The organism is Proteus mirabilis ATCC 29906, assembly GCF_000160755.1.
Classification (GTDB): domain Bacteria; phylum Pseudomonadota; class Gammaproteobacteria; order Enterobacterales; family Enterobacteriaceae; genus Proteus; species Proteus mirabilis.
In genome coordinates, this window is record NZ_GG668579.1 from 336,949 (window position 1) to 354,545 (window position 17,597).

Below are 17,597 nucleotides of genomic sequence, written 5' to 3' on the forward strand. Positions count from 1 at the left end.
AAGTCGTTTCTAGGCTGCATCCACTTCCCGCTGAAACGCCAGCTCTTTTTCTGCCCAGGCAAATTCCTGCTGTACCCACTTTTCAGCCAGCCGACAGCGCTCCTCATCTGACCGGGCCTCAATGCCCAGTGTCGTCAGAGGATCCAGGCCGAGAGACTGAATACCGCGCCACCCTTTCATCAGCGCTTCAAAACGGGCATACTCCTCCGCACTCAGTCCCCATTCCTGCGCCTCATACTGCAATGACTGAGTCTGACTCTTAGCCGATTTCCCCGCCTCAATCTGCCAATCTGCCCCCCGGAAACAGACTGTGTGGCTGTCAGCGGCGCTGTCATCAGACACCCGCTCAGTAAAACCACAAATCTTATGTTTTTCATCACGGCATCTCTTTTATGGTAGGCGCAACGTCACCGTACGCCCCTGATAACGTCCGCACACCGGCAGTAACTGTACCAGCCCCAGCTGATGGATAAAGGTCCGGAAGTACCGGCTGGGCATGACCGGTGTTGACCAGAATCGCGGTATCTATCAGCCACCGGTTCGGCAGGCCGGGAGGGTTTATCTGCACAGCCCCCCAACAGCAGTGAGGTCAGGGCAAGACATATCGGGAGAATTTTCATACGCATTTTCTGTCCTGTGTTAATAAAATAAAGTCACAGGCACACTGTGCGCAGAAAAGCAAGTGCTCTCAATGAGAAATTAGTTTTCCGAAAAAAAAAAGAAAAACGGCGGGCATAAAAATGCCGGCAGTCATGCCGGCATTTGAGAGTAAAAACAGAAAAGATTAATGTTTTAATGACTCAATCTTTTCCCGGGTCAGTCCGGTACATTGCATAATAATGTTCAGATCAACCCCCTGTTGTAATAATGAGCGGGCGACTTTTTCAACACCCAGGCCAATACCTTTTTCGATACCTTTTTCGATACCTTTTTCGATACCTTTTTCGATACCTTTTTCGATACCTTTTTCGATACCTTTTTGCTCAAGTTGTTCTGCAATCGTTGTCAGCATCGTTTTATACTCCGGTGACAGTGCAATCAATTGGCTGAAAAAGCGGGATTCATCCAGAATATACCCCTGATAGGCAATATATTCTATCACACTCCTCACCTGGTCAACCGTATTGTGTTGCGAGTTAATTATCTGCGCGATTATCGGCAATACCGCCATTAAACCGTCGCGGGTCCGAATATGTTTCTGAACCAGCTCCAGCAGGGCAATACCCTTGTGTGTCAGGATTTCCTCATCACTGAGCACACTCAAATCCACTAACGGAAACGACCGGGTATACAGCTGCTGAGCCAGCGCCGGATCGGCGAACCCGTCCAGCCAGTTCATGCTGTACGGATAAGGACAAACACTGCCCTGATAAAACAGAAACGGCACCACCAACGGCAGGGTCTTATCCGCCGGCGATTTTTTCAGATGATGCGCTATCGCTGACATCGCATAATGCATCAGACGAAAACCCATTAACCGATCCGGTTTTGACTGGTGCTCGATCAGGCAGTAGATATACCCTTCCCCTTCCGTCATCTGCACGGAATACAGCACATCCGAATGCAGCTGACGTAAACGGCGCTCCACAAAACTGGCCGGCTCCAGGCGCAGTGTACTTAAATCGCACAAAGGCAGGATGTTGGCCGGCAAATGCACCGAGAAAAAATCCCGGGCATTCTCAGGATGCGTTAAAAACTGCTTGAATAACGCATCATGTACCGGTTGTTGTGTATTTTTAGTCACAGCAAACTCCTTATTAATGACTAAAAAGAATCAGCCACATACTCTCTGGATACCGGCTGTTCAGTCTCTGGTGGTGTTGACTGGTGTTTCTCGGCTTTATATACCACTTCTTTACCGATTTTAATCCAGTCAATATTCAGCAGCCTGGCTTTCAGGCTGACCCGCTGTTCTCCGGCATGCTCACCTTTTGTCAGGGTGAAAATATCGGAAGCCAGGTTACTTAATGTAAACCCGGTTAGGACTTTTTTGTCCTCATCCACCGCTTTGATACACCGTCTGACCAGTGAGACCGTATTCTCCCCGACAACGGTCGTATCAAAACGAACATACACAGGGTTATCAGCCGGTCCACTGAGTGCATTAATCACTGCGGTTAAAAACTGCCCTTTAGGGCCGTTAACCTGACGGATATTCGATAAATACCCAATCCCGTTCACATGCAGATTAAAGTATTTATTTTCAGATGTTGTATTATTTTTGCTGGTCATGATGTTTCTCCATCGGATAAAAAAGGTAAAAAAATGAGAAACATCGTCTCGGCAGGAACGTGTTTCCCACCGGGGTCAGTAACAGGAACGCTCCCGAACTGACGACTTGCGTTGTATAAGATGATCCTGATGATAACGCTATTCTGTTATCACCCTCCGTCAATTTCAAGGACGAACGGAGTTCTGTCATCGCCCGTAGGCTCCCGTCTCAGATGACCCGAGGATTGGCAGTGGCAATCACCCGTAGGCGTTCCTCTCAGATTGCCGGAACATTGGCATCGTTGTCACCCGTAGGCGCTTCTCTCAGACAACTGAAGCATTGGCAATGTTGCATTAAGCAACGGTATAAGCAGAATAAGGATTAATCTGTCTTTTTTTTATTTGTCAAGTAAAAAAGCAGTTCAGAGAGAAAAGGATAAACACAGAAGAATAAAATGGATAACAGAAACAAACTGAAAGTCTGGTTACAGCAACATCATCTGACACAAAAAGACCTGGCTCAACTCATTCAGCAGACAACAGGCAGGCCCTGTTCTGTCAGGGCGGTAAAATCCTGGTTATGCCCACCGGAAAAAAACAGCGCCCGGCCCTGCCCGGACTGGGTGATTCAGGTACTCAGTCACATGGATGAATAACTTTTTTGTCAAATAAAAAAGGCGTTACGGTTAATAACGCCTGACAGTGCCGCCCACTCTGTGATGTTAAAAAGAACCTCAGGAGTTCAACCAGCTCCGGCGCGGTTTTCATGAGGTTGATGCGCCTTAAAGTCTGTCCTGCTGACAGACAGACTTTCTCATTGTCGCCACCGCAGTTGTTCCGCTACGGCTTTGCCGCAATGACGGGGGGCTTTTCCCTAGCGTCAGCTATGCTAACGGTAATTATCACTCAGGTAAAGAGTCCTGTTATGCTCTTCTTCACGGCCTTCTTTCTTTTATTCATCCCCCGGGTAACCCCCTGCATTTTTTCCGGTAATGGTACACTCCCTTTACAATCCGGATAACGCTGACAACTCCAGAAACGGCCTTTACTGCTCTCCCGTAAGACCATCTTTCCATGACACGACGGGCAGGATGGCATCGGTGGCAGATCCAGCGCCAGCGGCATTTCCCCGCCTTTTTTAATGAGATGTGCCAACCAGCTGATTTGCTTTTGCATAAACACATCCAGAGACAGATTTCCCTGTGCAATCTGCTCGAGTGATTGTTCCCATAACGCCGTCATTCCCGGATCTGTACAGGCTGCCGGCAGGGCATCAATCAGCTGACAACCGGTGTCTGTCGCCCGGAGTGTTTTTTTCTGCCTGACAATCAATTTCCTGTTTTCCAGCGTGGTGATGATCCCTGCCCGGGTTGCCTCTGTCCCCAGCCCCGCATTCTCTTTCAGGACTTTTTTTAATGTCGGATCGGTAATAAAGGAGGACGCATTCTTCATGGCCGCAATCAATGTACCATCCGTATACGGTTTCGGTGGTGAGGTCGCCAGTTGTACAACCTTTGCCTCCTGTACCACACAGAATTCACCTTCGTGAAGGGACGGCAATGTTTCTGTTCCGGCTTCCAGCCCGGTTTCTGCCTCTTCTTTTACTGACGGATCGTCTTCATGTTTCACAAATAATACAGACCAGCCCTTCACTCTTTCGACTTTCCCTTTGGCAACAAATTGTTGTCCGCCTATATCTAAAAACACCTCTGTTGCATCCCATTCCTGATCCGGCAAAAACTGCGCCAGATAATGGGCACGGATAAGTTTATAGACATTCAGTTCAGCCTCATTCATGGCGTTCAAATCAGGTGTCTGCCGGGTCGGTATAATCGCATGGTGAGCCGTAATTTTTGCATCATTCCAGACCCGGGAAATTCGCGCCGGCTGCAATTGTGCCAGCACATTCTGTAAGGCCGGATCGCTTTGTGATAATGCATCTAAAACAACCGGTATGTCGGCACGCATGGACACCGGCAGATACCCGCAGTCCGTCCGGGGATACGTGGTGGCCTTATGTTTTTCATACAGACTTTGCGCGATTTCAAGCACTTTATCCGCAGAATACCCCCAACGCCTTGAGGCCGCCTGCTGAAGTGTCCCGAGATCAAACGGCAACGGCGGCAAGGCTTTTCCTTTCGTTTCATTCACTGTACACACCGTCGCTTTCCCTGCCTGCCGGCACAGTTGCTCTACGGCCTGAGCGGCCTGAACGTGAATACAACGATGTTCATCATCACAATACTGCGAGGCAGGTCGCCAGTGAGCCTGAAAAATGATCCCCTGATGCTGCAACGAGGCGGTCACCCGCCAGAAGGGTTTGGAAACAAAGTGCGTAATTTCTCTTTCCCGCCGGACAATCAGGGCCAGTGTCGGCGTCTGGACACGTCCGACCGACAATATCCCACCAAACCCCAGTTCCCGGGCTTTGAGGGTAAACAGACGCGTCATGTTCATACCGATAAGCCAGTCTGCTCTGGCCCGCCCTAATCCCGCTGAATATAAAGAGGCCGTTTTCTCGCCGGGTAACAGGTTATTTAATGCCTGCCTGATACTCGCCTCATCCAGTGCAGACAACCATAAACGTTGTACCTTTTTCCGGTAATGACAGGCCTCCAGTAATTCACGGGCAATCACTTCCCCTTCCCTGTCCGCATCCGTGGCAATCACCACTTCCGTCGCCTGACTGAGCAACTGTTTTATGGTCCGAAACAACGAAACCGCGTCTTTTTTAACCACCATTTTCCACTGTTCAGGAATAACGGGTAAGGCACTCTGCCGCCAGGGGGCCGCAAACTGTGCGCCATAAGCCTCCGGTTCAGCCTGCTCCAGCAGATGACCTCTTGCCCAGGCGACCTGAACGCCATTTCCCTGAAAAAAATTATCCCGCCGCTGATGAGCGCCGATCACCCGGGCAATATCTTTGGCCTGAGACGGCTTTTCGCACAGAAATAATTTCATTACCCTGTTCTACCTCCTTTTTCCGGCTGCAACGTCATTCGCGGTTTTAAATATTTCCTGAACAAACTCCGGAGTCAGGGTATCACTGTACGAAGCGCTGTAAGTGATATACATGTGTGTTCCCGAACCATTTTTTTCCAGTTCGATGACGATATGTGCCGGCGGGTTACGTTTTCCCATATCCGCCCCCATTTTATAATAACTTCCCGGCGTCACTTCCCATTCCCAGCCCCGGCTTTCTTCTGCAATAGCCGTGGCGGCCCATTGATCACTTTCTTTACCTGACTGACGCAGAGCACGGATTTTGGCATTCACATCCTCAAAACCATAATAACGGCGCAGACGGGCTGCGGCTGTATCAATATCAACAGGGATAACCACGTCATACTCCCGTTGTTCCCGTTTCTGCATACCACCATTCATGGTATGACTGACCTGATGCCCCAGGTCACTGATTTTCTGATTCCATTCTGCGATTTCCTGTGCAGAGCATCCGGTCAAAAGCCATAAAGAAAAGCATAAGGTAAGCAATCCGCTTTTTTTCATTGCAGCTCCTTATTATTAAATAATTAACCCAATATAAATAACATTCGTTATTTTTTTAAAGACGGTAAAAATGACGCACGTTTTCTTCCTGAAATGATATCCGGATCAATTTCACCTAAATAACGGGAAGCCTGTTGATAAGTTTCACTGTTTAAATCAAGGTTATGACGGGTGAGCTCATATTTCCGGTAGTTTACGGCCATCCCTGTCACATGACGAACCTGATAGCCCGCTAATTTAAGGACCTTGTCACGTTGCTGACGGGAAATAAAACCATAATGCTCTCCCTGCAATACACGCAAAGCAAGTTGATCAACCCCGACGAGTAACCAGACACATTTATAACCAACAGGAGATTTACTGAATATCGCCAGGTCAACAGGAGATGTTGATGAGATATCCGAAATAACCGCAACCGCAGGTAACTGAACTAATTGTTGTTCAACCTCTGAAAGTAATTTCTGAATAGTCCGAGTCCCTTGCTCCAGTGCCTGCTCAAGCTGATACAGCCACATTTCTGCATATAAGTATCCCTTCTTTGCATCATCAGTAATATGACCCGCCCGGGAAATAAACATCGGAAGACTGGGGATCATCCATTTACGCTTTTTTTCGTCACCGTCATTCTGAGAGTTGGGTACAACCCGCCCTTCCCATAGCCGGATTGCATAACTGGTATGGAGTTTCAGTGTTAATGTTGACTTTAAAGGGCCAGCCTGAAGTAACTGTTGAGAATGTTTATTTTGTTCCATAACAATACCCTTGCTTTGAGAAATTGACATACCGTACAAATGTCAACCCCCTATGCCAACGATAAATTCAAATTGAAAAAAATAATTTATTATAAAAACGTAGCGTTACTCGTCATCCTACTGAAATGCAGGTTAACCTTTGAGCATTGTTTCCACCGGAAACATCAGTAAATAGTTAAGGGTCTTCCTCTGTTGTAAGGGGAGTAGTACAGTACCTAATTGATTTATAAACACCATACAATGCATTTATGGTGTCTTATTTTAAATAAGAGGAAATTCTTCATGAGTGTGCCACAAACAAAAGCTGAGCTGCTTTTAGCTATTGATAAAAGTTTTAGTAAATTAATTAGTTACCTCAACGCAATCCCGCCAGAAATGACTTCAGATAACTCAATGGATGGACACGCCAAAGGAACGAAGATAAGTGTTCATGACCTTGTTTCATATCTGCTTGGATGGAATGCTCTTGTTGTAAAGTGGATCACTTTTGATGCTAAAGGTCTGCCTGTCGATTTTCCGGAAACTGGCTATAAATGGAATCAACTTAGTCTTCTTGCTCAAAAATTTTACTCAGATTACAGTGAGTTAAGTTATGAATTGTTAGTAGCTGAACTTCAGGCTGTAAAAAATGAAGTTGTGAAACTTATTGATGAGCGTACCGATGATATTTTGTATGGAAGACTATGGTACACAAAATGGACGATGGGGAGAATGATCTCATTTAACACATCTTCGCCTTACGCCAACGCTAATGGAAGATTAAGAAAGTGGGCAAAAAACAATAAGATCAGTTTAAAGTAAATATCAGAGTGAAATTATATGTACGAAAATATCTCTATGCCCATATCGTTAACCAGACTGCTCCATAGCTTGTTAAATTCTTTACTCTCGATGATGCAGATTTCGTTACGGAAAGCGAAATATCGCGTTCCGGACCTTCCTACCCGGATAAGAAAAACCCAATTTTTAAACACTGTTTCCAGTGGAAACACCGGTTAAGTTTTGAGCACTGTTTCCAGTGGAAACACGGGTGATTTATTGAATACGCCTTCATTGCTCATTGGATATCCCTATGAGCGTACGGCGAAAACGCTGAAGGTACTGACGTGCAATATCAGGGGCACCCATCCCCCCCTGAGACGCCTTACTTCTCTCCGTTCTCTCCGGTTTGGTTTGCGTGTGCTGTGATACATCCGGAGTACCTGACATTTTCTGTAAAGACGCACTTTTCATCCCCGTTTCTGCTGGGGAAACGGAGTGATATCGCCCTTCACGGGCTGCCTTTAATAGCTGCAAGGCATACCCCACCGGATTACGTACACTTCCTGTCCTCACCCCCTGTGTCAGTTGCTGCACAATCGATATTGCGGCTTCTTCCGGCAACGCCTGTAACTGTTTTTCCAGCATCTGCCGATCATTCTCATCAATCCACTGATGCAGCCCCTGCACCTGAGTACCCGATAAATATTGCTCTCCCTGATCTACGTACGTATTTTTTACACTCTGTGTAAAAGTATTACGTACGTAACAGTTCGATTTTCGTACCCCTGAATCAGACTGGGTTTGTGTACTCAGTTCGATTTTCGTACCCGGTTTTTTTTCATCATTTTTTTCCCTGAGTTCGATTTTCGAATCCGGTGTTTTACACTGGGCTCGATTTTTTTTATGTTTACCCGGATGAAGTTGTGCCGTCTGCCCATTGAGTATCCGGCGTTGCCTGTCTGCCAGCGCTTCCGGTGTCTGAAGACTTTCAAGCCGCTGCTCAATGAGTTGCATTCTGGTATGCTGATGTCGCATTGACGGCTCGGTTTTCAGGGCAGTCAGCGCAGCGCGGGCCACGCACCGCACACTCTTATTTTTGTGATAACAACTTTTTTCCAGTACATCCATCCAGCGTGGATCTAATGTCTCTGCATCAAATGCATTCACCGGCTCATCATGTAACATATAGATATTTCCTCTGATACGCCCCCGTTTATCCCTGACCCGATGGCATAAACTGAGCCAGCCCGTCAGCCTCAGCATTAACAGTGCCCTGCTGACCGTTTCCCGCGAGGCTTTATCGCTGTGGGGTGTGGCTAACTGGAGTTGTAAGTCATCATAGGTCGGAAATACGGCCCCCTCATTTTGCTGAGCATGAAGGCGGATCATCATCCAGGTCAGTTTATCAACCGGGGAAAGTCGGGATTCCAGCAATAATTGCCGGGGGATTGCATCATGAACATTGCCGGCGTAAATCAATCCACTGCGCAGTGCCGTGCCGGGCTGGCTGTGTTGCCGGTGATGCAGTTGCTGCCGCATTTTTTCTAATGAAAACTGAATAATACTGTCCGGAGGAAATTGCATCTTATGCCCCACACAAAAATAATTTCATGCCTGAATACACTTATAGCTGCCTCCTCCGGTGAAAATACCGCACCGTAAAGAGGCAGTCTCAATATACTGAGGATCATGATGTTGAATATTCTGCCCTTACCGGCTAATCATCTTGTTATAACGTTCATGGCTCATCAGCTTCCAGCTTTGCCCCTGGTCCATACTGAGCAGACGCCAGAATGCACCAATATCAATTTTCAATACCGGGTAAACACCGCCCTTTTTTCCACCGCATTTCACTTTTTTACAAAGTCGTTCTCCCGAAAAATAACGTAGCAATAACCCGTTTGCCTTCCGCTGAATATGCTCCGGAACAGGCGTGACACATTCCGGAAATATCCGGGCGGATTGATGATGACTGATATTCCTGTTATCCGGCATGATATTTCCCCCTGTCAGCTGAATTCAGTATGCCGTCCCGGTGCCATTCCTGAACCGAATTCCATACCGTGGTCAGAGAGACATTCATTTTTTCGGCACAGGACACCATGATCTGAAGACAATCCGGATCATCCGGCTCCGGCATGCCCTCCTCTTTCCAGCGATACCATAATTCCGTTTGCTGCACATCTGACAGCCGCTGTGAACGGCCAGCATTTCCCCGGATCCCGGACAAACGCCGACGGGCTGACACCTCCAGTGACGTCATGCCAAAATACTGATTCAGCAAATCGATGGATGCCCCCAGTCTCAGACAGCGTTCAATCATCTGATTTTGACGGTGAACTTCTTTTGCCCGGGTCAGTAATAACCGTAAATTCTCCCGGTGGATCTGGCAGGTAATAATGGAGACCGGACTTTGAGAAAGATAATGCAGATCTTCAATGGTTAAACTGTTCAGTAACCGGATCTCATTGTCCGTCAGTCCCAGCGCCTCACAACGCCGCAGATTTCCGCTTTTTATTTCCATCACCAGTTCTGTCAGCAGATGATTCCCTGCCTGTGCTAATTGAGTCGCCATTACAGCCTCCTGTATTATTGAAAGCCTGCCAGAGTGTAAGTATCCACTGTAACACGTAATTCCGGTGCCATAACTCACGGGCTTTATTTGAAAGCAATACTTCTGCCCCTGCTTTTTGTCTCATGGTGCGCATATATTTTCGCCACGCCCGGCGCCGGCTCTGATAATACCGGGACCATATAAATCCCAGTAATTCCGCAGACAATTCAGCCTGCCGGCCTTTACCGGTAAAACACACCTCAATATAAGGTTCTCCGGCGGTCCCGGTTTTCCGCAGTGCATAACGGCAACGGCAAATTTCCGCACTGAACAACACCAACCGCCACCAGTCCGCATCCTGATTTTCCGGTGGACGGACAGAAAACCGGAAAACCTTATCATGCTCATATTTCCGGCTCCCGGCCCGGAATAACCGGCAGATATCCATCAGGCGCTGTATCACTTCCTGCTCATAACCGGTCTTTGCCCGCCCCCGGTTCAGGGGCAGATAACACGCCAGCGCCTCCGGCGATAAGGCGGTGCTTTTATTCCCATTCCTCTTCATCATTCACATCCGGATCAACATCTCTTTGTTTGGCATACAAACAACGCAACAAGTACATCAGTTTCATCCATGTCATAAACTGGGTATCATTCAATACCGGCGACATACCGGGCTGATATCCCCCCGTCAGCAGGGCTCTGAGGGCATCCGGAATATCATCATGGGACTCATCAGGTTCTGAGAAAACCGTCATCACACGCCCCAGCACCGAATGTGCTGACAACGTAATAAATCCCGGAGAATGCACCCCGGAAGCCGCCATAAAGGCGGAAGATAAATCCAGCTCATTCCCTAATTCAAACAAAGTACGGTAAATTTGCGTCTGAAGATGTTCAATATCATCCAGATGTGATGCCACCGGCCAGAGATCCTGACACGTCAGTGCCGTCACCGCATGACCGGAGACGGGCGCCTCCACCGGTGTGACATGCTCCGGGTTATTCGTGACAAACAGACTTCCGCCATCGACAGGCTCAATATCCGCCTCGTCGGTATCCCCGCTCAGCACAGGAGCCCCGCCGTATAAATCCGTCTGGATCTCCACAACCGGACGGGATTTTTTCTTTTCAACGACAGGAGATACTGAAGCCTCCTGACCTGAACCAGAAGATAGGGGCTCCATTAACAAATCCTCTGCCGAAAAACCGGAGGTCATACCGGTAGGTACGGTTTCTGAATGCGCGGTTGTTGTATCACCCTCACTCTCCACCGGCGCAGGCAATTCCGGCTTTGTGCTGCGTCTGCCTTTATTGACCTTCAATTCAAATACCCAACGTTCATAATCCACACCGGCAACAGAACACTCCCTCAGTAGCCGGCCAATCAGTTCATCCAGAAACACGTCATAATCAAAAACATCATGGTTATCTATTTCTGTGCATGTCCTTTCAAAACATCCCAGAAAATCACAGGCTGGATCCGGCCCGTCATACTGAAAAAGAAACGAATCCGCTACCCGTTTTAATGTCGAACGCACGGACAATAATTGCTCAATTTGGGGTCTTCCCAGCCCGTTTTCCAGTAAACGGGGCATATAAGGTAATAAAACAGAAACAGTATCTTCCATCTTACTGATGTGTGAAATGCTGACAGGTAATCCGTCCGCCGTCATGCGCTGAGCGAATGCCCGGAGTGATAATTTTTTCCCCAGCGTTTCCTCATACAGAGAACGCGCCACACAAATCCCTTGTGCTTTTTCCAGAAACGTTAACTCCCCTCTGACTTCATTCTCCGCCAGATGGCCAATCAAACACTGCAAACGCCCCGGCCAGGGTTTAAATAACACATGAAGGCGGAAGAAACGCTCATCCTGTGTCTCCTGCCACAACTCAGAGAGGATCTGATAGCGCGTATTTCCGCCGTCACTGAAGATATAAAACTCACTCCCCGGTGCTTTGGTGACTTTAGGGACACTGTCCAGTCCGCGTGCCCGAATGGAACTCTTGATTTCCTCATAACGCGGGTTTCTGCCCTGACGTGGGTTATCCGGATTTGGCTGAAGTTGCTCAAGTGTTAATATCATCGGCATTTCAGACACCGGATTGACGTGGGCATTATCGGATAACGGGGAACTGACAGGATTTCCTCTGAGAAGCGCCTGACTGAGTTTATGCTGTAAATCTGTTTTCATTCTTCGCCTCTCCCTTAAAAATAATATCCCTGAGGAAAATCACTGAACCGGGTATACATCCCGTTAAACTGCACTTTCACCGTCCCCAGCGGTCCCTGTCGTTGCTTACCGATGATAATTTCTGCCACACCTTTGTCCGGTGAGTGTTCGTGATACACCTCATCGCGGTACAAAAATAAAATCAAATCCGCATCCTGTTCCAGCGAGCCGGAATCCCGTAAATCCCCGTTTGTCGGGCGCTTATCTGCACGTTGCTCCAGTTGCCGGTTTAGCTGGGAAAGGGCCACCACCGGACACCCGAGTTCTTTCGCCAGTGCTTTCAGACTACGGGAAATTTCACTGATTTCCTGCGTCCGGTTTTCCTGTTCAGGACTGCGCATCAGTTGAAGGTAATCCACAATAATCAGTCCCGGCGTACCCACTTTACGGCGGTAACGCCGTGCCCGGGCACGTAACAGGGAAGGTGTCATATTACTGGTATCATCAATCACCAGACGCTCCCCCCATTCGGCAATCTGTGACATGGCACCACCAAGACACTCCCAGTCATTTTCTTCCAGAGACGCACTGCGGATAGCCGTCAGTGAGACATTGCCCAAATCACTGAGTAAGCGCTGCATGATTTGTTCCGCCGGCATTTCCAGACTGAAAAAAAAGACCGGTTTTTCTGCCAGACGCAGGGCATTCTGTGCAACGGTCAGCGCCAGTGCCGTTTTCCCCATCGACGGCCGTGCGCCCAGTAACACCAAATCGCCTGCCTGCAAACCACAGGTTTTTTCATCCAGCTCACTGAACCCCGTTGGCGTACCGGTTATCCCTTTTGCACTTAATGCCTCCTCCAGATGCTGAACAACATTATTTAAAATATCGAGCAACGACGGGGAATAAGCGGGCAGCCCTTTTTCTGACAGCTGAAACAGCCGCTGTTCAGCCTGCTCACATAACGCCGGTATATTTGCCTGAGCCGCCACACTCTGGGTGGCCAGCAGATTCCCGAGCATCATCAGACCACGGGCACGGCTGCGATCCACGACAATCTCCGCATAGCGGACAATATTGGCCGCACTGGGGGTGTTTTTGGATAATTCCGCCAGATAAGCAAAGCCCCCCACCCGCTCAAGCACGCCGTCTTTTTCCAGTACATCACTGAGGGTGATTAAATCTATCGGGCTGTTTATCTGACACAGGGCGGCCATTTTCTTCCAGATTTCCTGATGCGCTCTGGAACAAAAATCCTCCGCCTGTAATAACGGCGCCACTTCATCCCAGCGGTCATTATCCAGCATCAGCCCGCCCAGCACGCTCTGCTCCGCCTCCGGTGAGTACAGAGTTTCAGGTAATACAGCAGAAGAAGACTTTTTATGCATTGAAAAGCCCTCCGTTAATCCGAAATGCCCTGTTCCCACCGTGTAAATAAATTATTTTTTTTGGAATATGAATTGTTGGTGTCGGACGAACAGTCGTCAGAGATAAGCTCCCTGTGACTGCCCGACTATTTTCGGACCGGTAAGTTTGGCGACCCCGGTCTGAACGTACAGGCAGCCTATTTTTATCCATAACACACCTAAAGGAACATTTATGAATACAAACTATCAACTGCCGTCCGACATTGATTACATTGGCATTTTTGACAACAACACCGATACGGGCGAAGCCCGTTTTGACTTGTATGTCAAAACCTTCCGGAGTATGACCATGAAAATGACTGAAGAAAGCAATTCCCGCCAGAGTCTGTTCCGCCTGCAATGGCTGGGTGACTGGCTGGCTGAAATGTATGGCTGGAAAATGCTGAATCCCGATATCACTCCCCTGAATGCTATTCACAGCTATCTTATTCTTCGCGATAACCTGCCGGCAGCTCAGGTGGCAGGCATGACAACAGAACAGATACATCTGGCGCTGACTGAAGAGTGGGGCACATTCAAAGCTCGTAGAGGGGCAAAAGACTTTTTGCGCAGAGTCGAAAAACGCCCGGACTCTCTTGACGATCCTTTCCGGGAAATACATTAATTCTGATCGGGCTGGCAGTATCTGCTGCCAGTCCACGGTTAGACTGAACGGGAAAAAACAGGAGAATACCTTGATATTCATGGACGCACCTCCCGTTTCAGCACATCATCAAAACGGGTTTTCCATTCCGGAAACAGCTCTGAAACAAGATGATGCATAATGACTGCGGCTGCCGGTGTTTTACGCTGAGTCCGGTATTCCAGACGATGCACCGGTTGTCCCTGTGCATGACCATTTTTAAATATTTCCAGTTTGGGCACAGCGGTTTTCAGTAACGAAAGAGAAATCGACTCCGCAAAGGGGTACGCTTTTTGGTCAATAATCTGAGTTAATTCAGTCAGTGTTGCACGATCTAACACCGTATCTTCAACACAATTAGCAAGAATACGTATTGCCGGCAGGGGAATTCCGTAAGCCGTCAGCGGCACCAGCCCGCCGATTAATCCCAGTGTTCCCCGTAAAAATTCACGCGTATCCGGCAAAATAGGTTTGATTATCCCGACAGCATAATCGGTGGCAGCTAACAAAATGGTTTCCAGCATCACCGAAGCCGCGCCTTTTGAATCAATGATAATAACATCGTAAGAAGCGAATAACGGATGTTGCAGAATATTACGCAGACGCATTCTGCCGTCAGGTGCATGCAATATAGCCGCAGGGAGACGATCATGCGGATCGTTAGAAATGATGATATCCAGATTAGGGATAACGGAGCGTGATATGATGGTATCCGGCCGGGAAAGATCGGTCAGTTGCATTAACAACTCAAACAAGCCGTTTGGTGCTTCATATTCAAGTTTAAACAGACTGCTGGCTGTCGGCTGGGAATGATCGCCGTCGATCAACAGGGTTTTTAACCCTGCATCAGCACAAAAACCCGCAATATTGCTGGCTTTGGTTGACTTTCCGGCTCCGCCTTTTGTTGATATAATTGGAACAATTCTGGTCATTTTCTCACTCAGCATACTCTGGGTGAGAAGTCAAAAAAAATAATTACATTAGTGAATTACATCAAGCTTTTTAACTAGGGGATTGAAAATCCCCGTGTCCTTGGTTCGATTCCGAGTCCGGGCACCATTTTAAAACTTGTTAATCAGCAATTTAAATAGCTGAGAGAACAACTAAGGGTTAGAAAAATATATTTTGATATTATCATCTTATATTGAAACTCTTAAATAAAACAGGCTTGTTTTGCAAGGCTTGTTTTTTTTTATTTTTACTACTCTCTACCGCATTTACTTATATCGTAGTCAAATACTACTTCTAATATTCTCGCCCCATCAATTCCGCTTCAAGTATATCTCGCAAGTTATCAACACTTTCATCAATGTATTCTAATATCGATGTAATACTGGCATGCCCTAATAGCCTTTTCACAACATGCAGATTACGCTCTGGTGATTGCATCATAAGATAAAAATAGCGACATATTCCTCTACCAACTCCCTGAAGCACCCCCACCACCACTCGAACCACCGCCGCCACCGCTAGAAGAACTAGAAGAACTAGAAGAGCTGGATGAACTTGATGAACTTGATGAATAAGACGAACTCGAATAACCACCAGAGCCTGAATAACCACTACGTCTACGAATACGTTTTGAATATGGCAGTTGATTAAACGGTGAACCAAACGGACTAGCGACACAAATCGCTTTCCATTCTTTTCGTTGTTGCCGATAAATTGGAAATAACAGGTTGATAATACCAAATAAAACCACTAATACGATAAAATTACATAATAATGACAATATGACTATTATCACTAAAACAAAATTATCAATAATACCATCAAGAAAGACTTGTGTATAAAACATCGCCGCCGCAAAACAGAGTGTCATGGGGAAAAATAACGTTGAAAATGTAGGAAAATAGTACGAATATTGCAGATAATTTTTCAACTGTTTACGTTGCTTTATACTTAACTTACCTTTTTGGTCTGCTGGATTTTTCTTTTTTCTTCCTCTAGGCGCTAATAATTGATTAATTTTGGTTTTTATTTTTCGCGTCGAGAATATCAACTGAAACCAATAAACACCGCCTAATATTACCAAATAAATTAGGATAAAATGTGTGTGGAATATTTTAAGTGTATTAGTATTTATCTGTGAGTTAGTGAAACTTATTGGTTCATGATTAACGGCTTGAATAGCATTTTTAACCCCTTGTTCGATGCCTGCATAATAATTATTTGAACGAAAAAATGGCAACATTTCATTGCGAATAATTCGTCCTGCCAGTACATCAGTTAATGCTCCCTCATAGCCATACCCGACTTCAAAACGAACATTACGATCATTAATTGCCACCACGAGCAATAATCCATTATCTTTCCCTTTTCTGCCTATCTTCCATTGATTAAAAACACGAAAAGCAAAGGATTCGATGGTTTCTTTCCCTGTCGTTGGAACGATATAGACAACAAATTGTGATCCATCATTACGACTATTTTCGAAGTTAACCAATAAAGTATTTAACGCTTTGAATTGTTGTGCAGTCAATAAATTTGCACTATCAATCACTCTATCTGTTTTTAGTTGAGGAATATCATTCGCTGATGCACTCACTATCACGCTAAAGCTAAATAAGAACAATGAGAATAAGAATAAAACCTTACGTATCATGAGGCAAAGTCCACCACTGGTGTTACTTTTATTTCCTGTTCACTCTCAACAGTGAAATTGACTTTTTTATCATATCCCATAACGATAGCTATGAAGTTATAAGGAAACTGTCTAATCTGAGTATTATAATGACGAACTGCCTCGATATATCGCCCTCTAGCAACAGAGATACGATTTTCGGCTCCCTCTAATTGCACCATCAGATCTTGATATAATGTGTTAGCTTTCAAGTCAGGATATCTTTCTGAAATAGCTAAAAGACGTGATAAAGATTTTCCCAAATCATCCTGTGCTTTTTGATAACTGGTAGCAAGTGTAGAATTTTCAAATAAACGCGTATTGACATTAATTTGTCCAACAGACGCTCTTGCCTTTACAACATCTTGTAATACTTGGCTTTCATAATTTGAGTACCCTTTAACTGTATTGACTAGATTAGGGATCAAATCTAAACGACGTTGATATTGATTTAATAATTCTGATGCCGCCGCAGTAACTAACTCGTCATTCTTCTGGATTTTATTATAAGAATTAATCAATACAACAAAAATAATGATAAGAAGCAAAACCAAACCAACGACTAACTTACGCATAAAATATCCTTTTATTGGTGAGCTTTTAGTTCTATGACAGCAATAAATTTATCATTTTTATCAACTAAAAAAAATCATTTAATATTATTACCCATTTTTTATTGTGGTTACTATTTTTAGTCGATCTTTTCTTCAGTATTTTTCAACAATACTCCTATCTTCTTAATGAAATAGAATATTCACTCAATATATTTATTTTTTGCACAACAAAATAATTATTACCTTAAGATAAGGTATTGCCATCAGAGTAAAATCACTTTTATCTTTTTTAAAGAATGATCTGATTTTCTAATACAGAAGAATTAATACTATCTCATTGCTATCTCAGTCATTTATCTTAACTACCAATGAACATAAAAATAAATTAAGATAGACAAAATGTGTTCTCAA

17 protein-coding genes are annotated in these 17,597 nt (G+C 45.9%); 2 read left to right on the plus strand and 15 right to left on the minus strand.

All coding sequences use genetic code 11. The features are described 5' to 3' along the window. Positions 1–9: 9 nt before the first annotated feature. The 6 genes from HMPREF0693_RS12440 to HMPREF0693_RS12470 all read right to left on the minus strand — a co-directional run bounded on the left by HMPREF0693_RS12440 (position 10) and on the right by HMPREF0693_RS12470 (position 6,470). Positions 10–342: an exported protein gene (locus HMPREF0693_RS12440; RefSeq protein ID WP_004239732.1), complete on the minus strand. Its 333-nt coding sequence runs from the start codon at positions 340–342 to the stop codon at positions 10–12. A 442-nt stretch (positions 343–784) separates the two neighbouring features. Continuing rightward, positions 785–1,744 (minus strand): Rpn family recombination-promoting nuclease/putative transposase, encoded by a 960-nt coding sequence (locus HMPREF0693_RS12450; protein WP_004245766.1) that lies wholly within the window; start codon positions 1,742–1,744, stop codon positions 785–787. Between the two features lie 20 nt (positions 1,745–1,764). Further along, the gene (locus HMPREF0693_RS12455) at positions 1,765–2,232 is read right to left on the minus strand and encodes an STY4534 family ICE replication protein (RefSeq protein WP_000202155.1); all 468 of its coding nucleotides are present in this window, start codon (positions 2,230–2,232) and stop codon (positions 1,765–1,767) included. An 885-nt stretch (positions 2,233–3,117) separates the two neighbouring features. Then, positions 3,118–5,172 carry a DNA topoisomerase III gene (locus tag HMPREF0693_RS12460; protein WP_004245767.1) on the minus strand — a complete coding sequence of 685 codons (2,055 nt, stop codon included), beginning with the start codon at positions 5,170–5,172 and terminating at the stop codon, positions 3,118–3,120. A 9-nt stretch (positions 5,173–5,181) separates the two neighbouring features. After that, complete coding sequence (locus tag HMPREF0693_RS12465; RefSeq protein ID WP_000748138.1) at positions 5,182–5,718, minus strand: hypothetical protein; 537 nt, start codon at positions 5,716–5,718, stop codon at positions 5,182–5,184. Positions 5,719–5,765: 47 nt separating this feature from the next. After that, positions 5,766–6,470 carry a PFL_4669 family integrating conjugative element protein gene (locus HMPREF0693_RS12470; RefSeq protein WP_000437242.1) on the minus strand — a complete coding sequence of 235 codons (705 nt, stop codon included), beginning with the start codon at positions 6,468–6,470 and terminating at the stop codon, positions 5,766–5,768. 282 nt (positions 6,471–6,752) lie between these two features. Here HMPREF0693_RS12470 and HMPREF0693_RS12475 point away from each other — a divergent pair, with 282 nt between their 5' ends. After that, entirely contained in the window at positions 6,753–7,271 is a 519-nt protein-coding gene (locus HMPREF0693_RS12475; RefSeq protein ID WP_000115888.1) for a ClbS/DfsB family four-helix bundle protein, read from the plus strand. Positions 7,272–7,520: 249 nt separating this feature from the next. Here HMPREF0693_RS12475 and HMPREF0693_RS12480 read toward each other — a convergent pair whose 3' ends face one another. From HMPREF0693_RS12480 to dnaB-PI, 5 genes are all read right to left on the minus strand, one after another. Then, positions 7,521–8,816 carry an STY4528 family pathogenicity island replication protein gene (locus tag HMPREF0693_RS12480; RefSeq protein WP_004245773.1) on the minus strand — a complete coding sequence of 432 codons (1,296 nt, stop codon included), beginning with the start codon at positions 8,814–8,816 and terminating at the stop codon, positions 7,521–7,523. 126 nt (positions 8,817–8,942) lie between these two features. Continuing rightward, the gene (locus HMPREF0693_RS12485) at positions 8,943–9,227 is read right to left on the minus strand and encodes a ParE family toxin-like protein (protein WP_004239737.1); all 285 of its coding nucleotides are present in this window, start codon (positions 9,225–9,227) and stop codon (positions 8,943–8,945) included. Then, entirely contained in the window at positions 9,217–9,807 is a 591-nt protein-coding gene (locus HMPREF0693_RS12490) for a DUF2857 domain-containing protein (protein WP_000235333.1), read from the minus strand. The genes HMPREF0693_RS12485 and HMPREF0693_RS12490 overlap by 11 nt, the downstream gene beginning before the upstream one ends. Positions 9,808–10,331: 524 nt before the next feature. After that, positions 10,332–11,981, minus strand: a complete 1,650-nt coding sequence (locus HMPREF0693_RS12500; protein ID WP_004245776.1) for a ParB family protein — start codon at positions 11,979–11,981, stop codon at positions 10,332–10,334. Positions 11,982–11,995: 14 nt separating this feature from the next. Then, entirely contained in the window at positions 11,996–13,348 is a 1,353-nt protein-coding gene (gene dnaB-PI, locus HMPREF0693_RS12505) for an SPI-7-type island replicative DNA helicase (protein WP_000549132.1), read from the minus strand. Positions 13,349–13,559: 211 nt separating this feature from the next. On the opposite strand from dnaB-PI, the gene HMPREF0693_RS12510 reads away from it, so the two are divergent. Then, positions 13,560–13,991, plus strand: coding sequence for a hypothetical protein (locus HMPREF0693_RS12510; RefSeq protein WP_001095747.1), 432 nt, complete (start codon positions 13,560–13,562; stop codon positions 13,989–13,991). A 77-nt stretch (positions 13,992–14,068) separates the two neighbouring features. On the opposite strand, the gene HMPREF0693_RS12515 is transcribed toward HMPREF0693_RS12510, so the two are convergent. The 4 genes from HMPREF0693_RS12515 to HMPREF0693_RS12530 form a co-directional block, all read right to left on the minus strand. Then, positions 14,069–14,941 (minus strand): ParA family protein, encoded by an 873-nt coding sequence (locus HMPREF0693_RS12515; RefSeq protein ID WP_000196965.1) that lies wholly within the window; start codon positions 14,939–14,941, stop codon positions 14,069–14,071. A gap of 313 nt (positions 14,942–15,254) precedes the next feature. Next, positions 15,255–15,446: an integrase gene (locus HMPREF0693_RS12520; protein ID WP_223307207.1), complete on the minus strand. Its 192-nt coding sequence runs from the start codon at positions 15,444–15,446 to the stop codon at positions 15,255–15,257. Further along, positions 15,427–16,614 carry a TPM domain-containing protein gene (locus tag HMPREF0693_RS12525; RefSeq protein ID WP_004245782.1) on the minus strand — a complete coding sequence of 396 codons (1,188 nt, stop codon included), beginning with the start codon at positions 16,612–16,614 and terminating at the stop codon, positions 15,427–15,429. Before HMPREF0693_RS12525 ends, HMPREF0693_RS12520 begins: the two co-directional genes overlap by 20 nt. Next, positions 16,611–17,207: a LemA family protein gene (locus HMPREF0693_RS12530; RefSeq protein WP_004245783.1), complete on the minus strand. Its 597-nt coding sequence runs from the start codon at positions 17,205–17,207 to the stop codon at positions 16,611–16,613. The genes HMPREF0693_RS12525 and HMPREF0693_RS12530 overlap by 4 nt, the downstream gene beginning before the upstream one ends. Between the last annotated feature and the right edge of the window lie 390 nt (positions 17,208–17,597).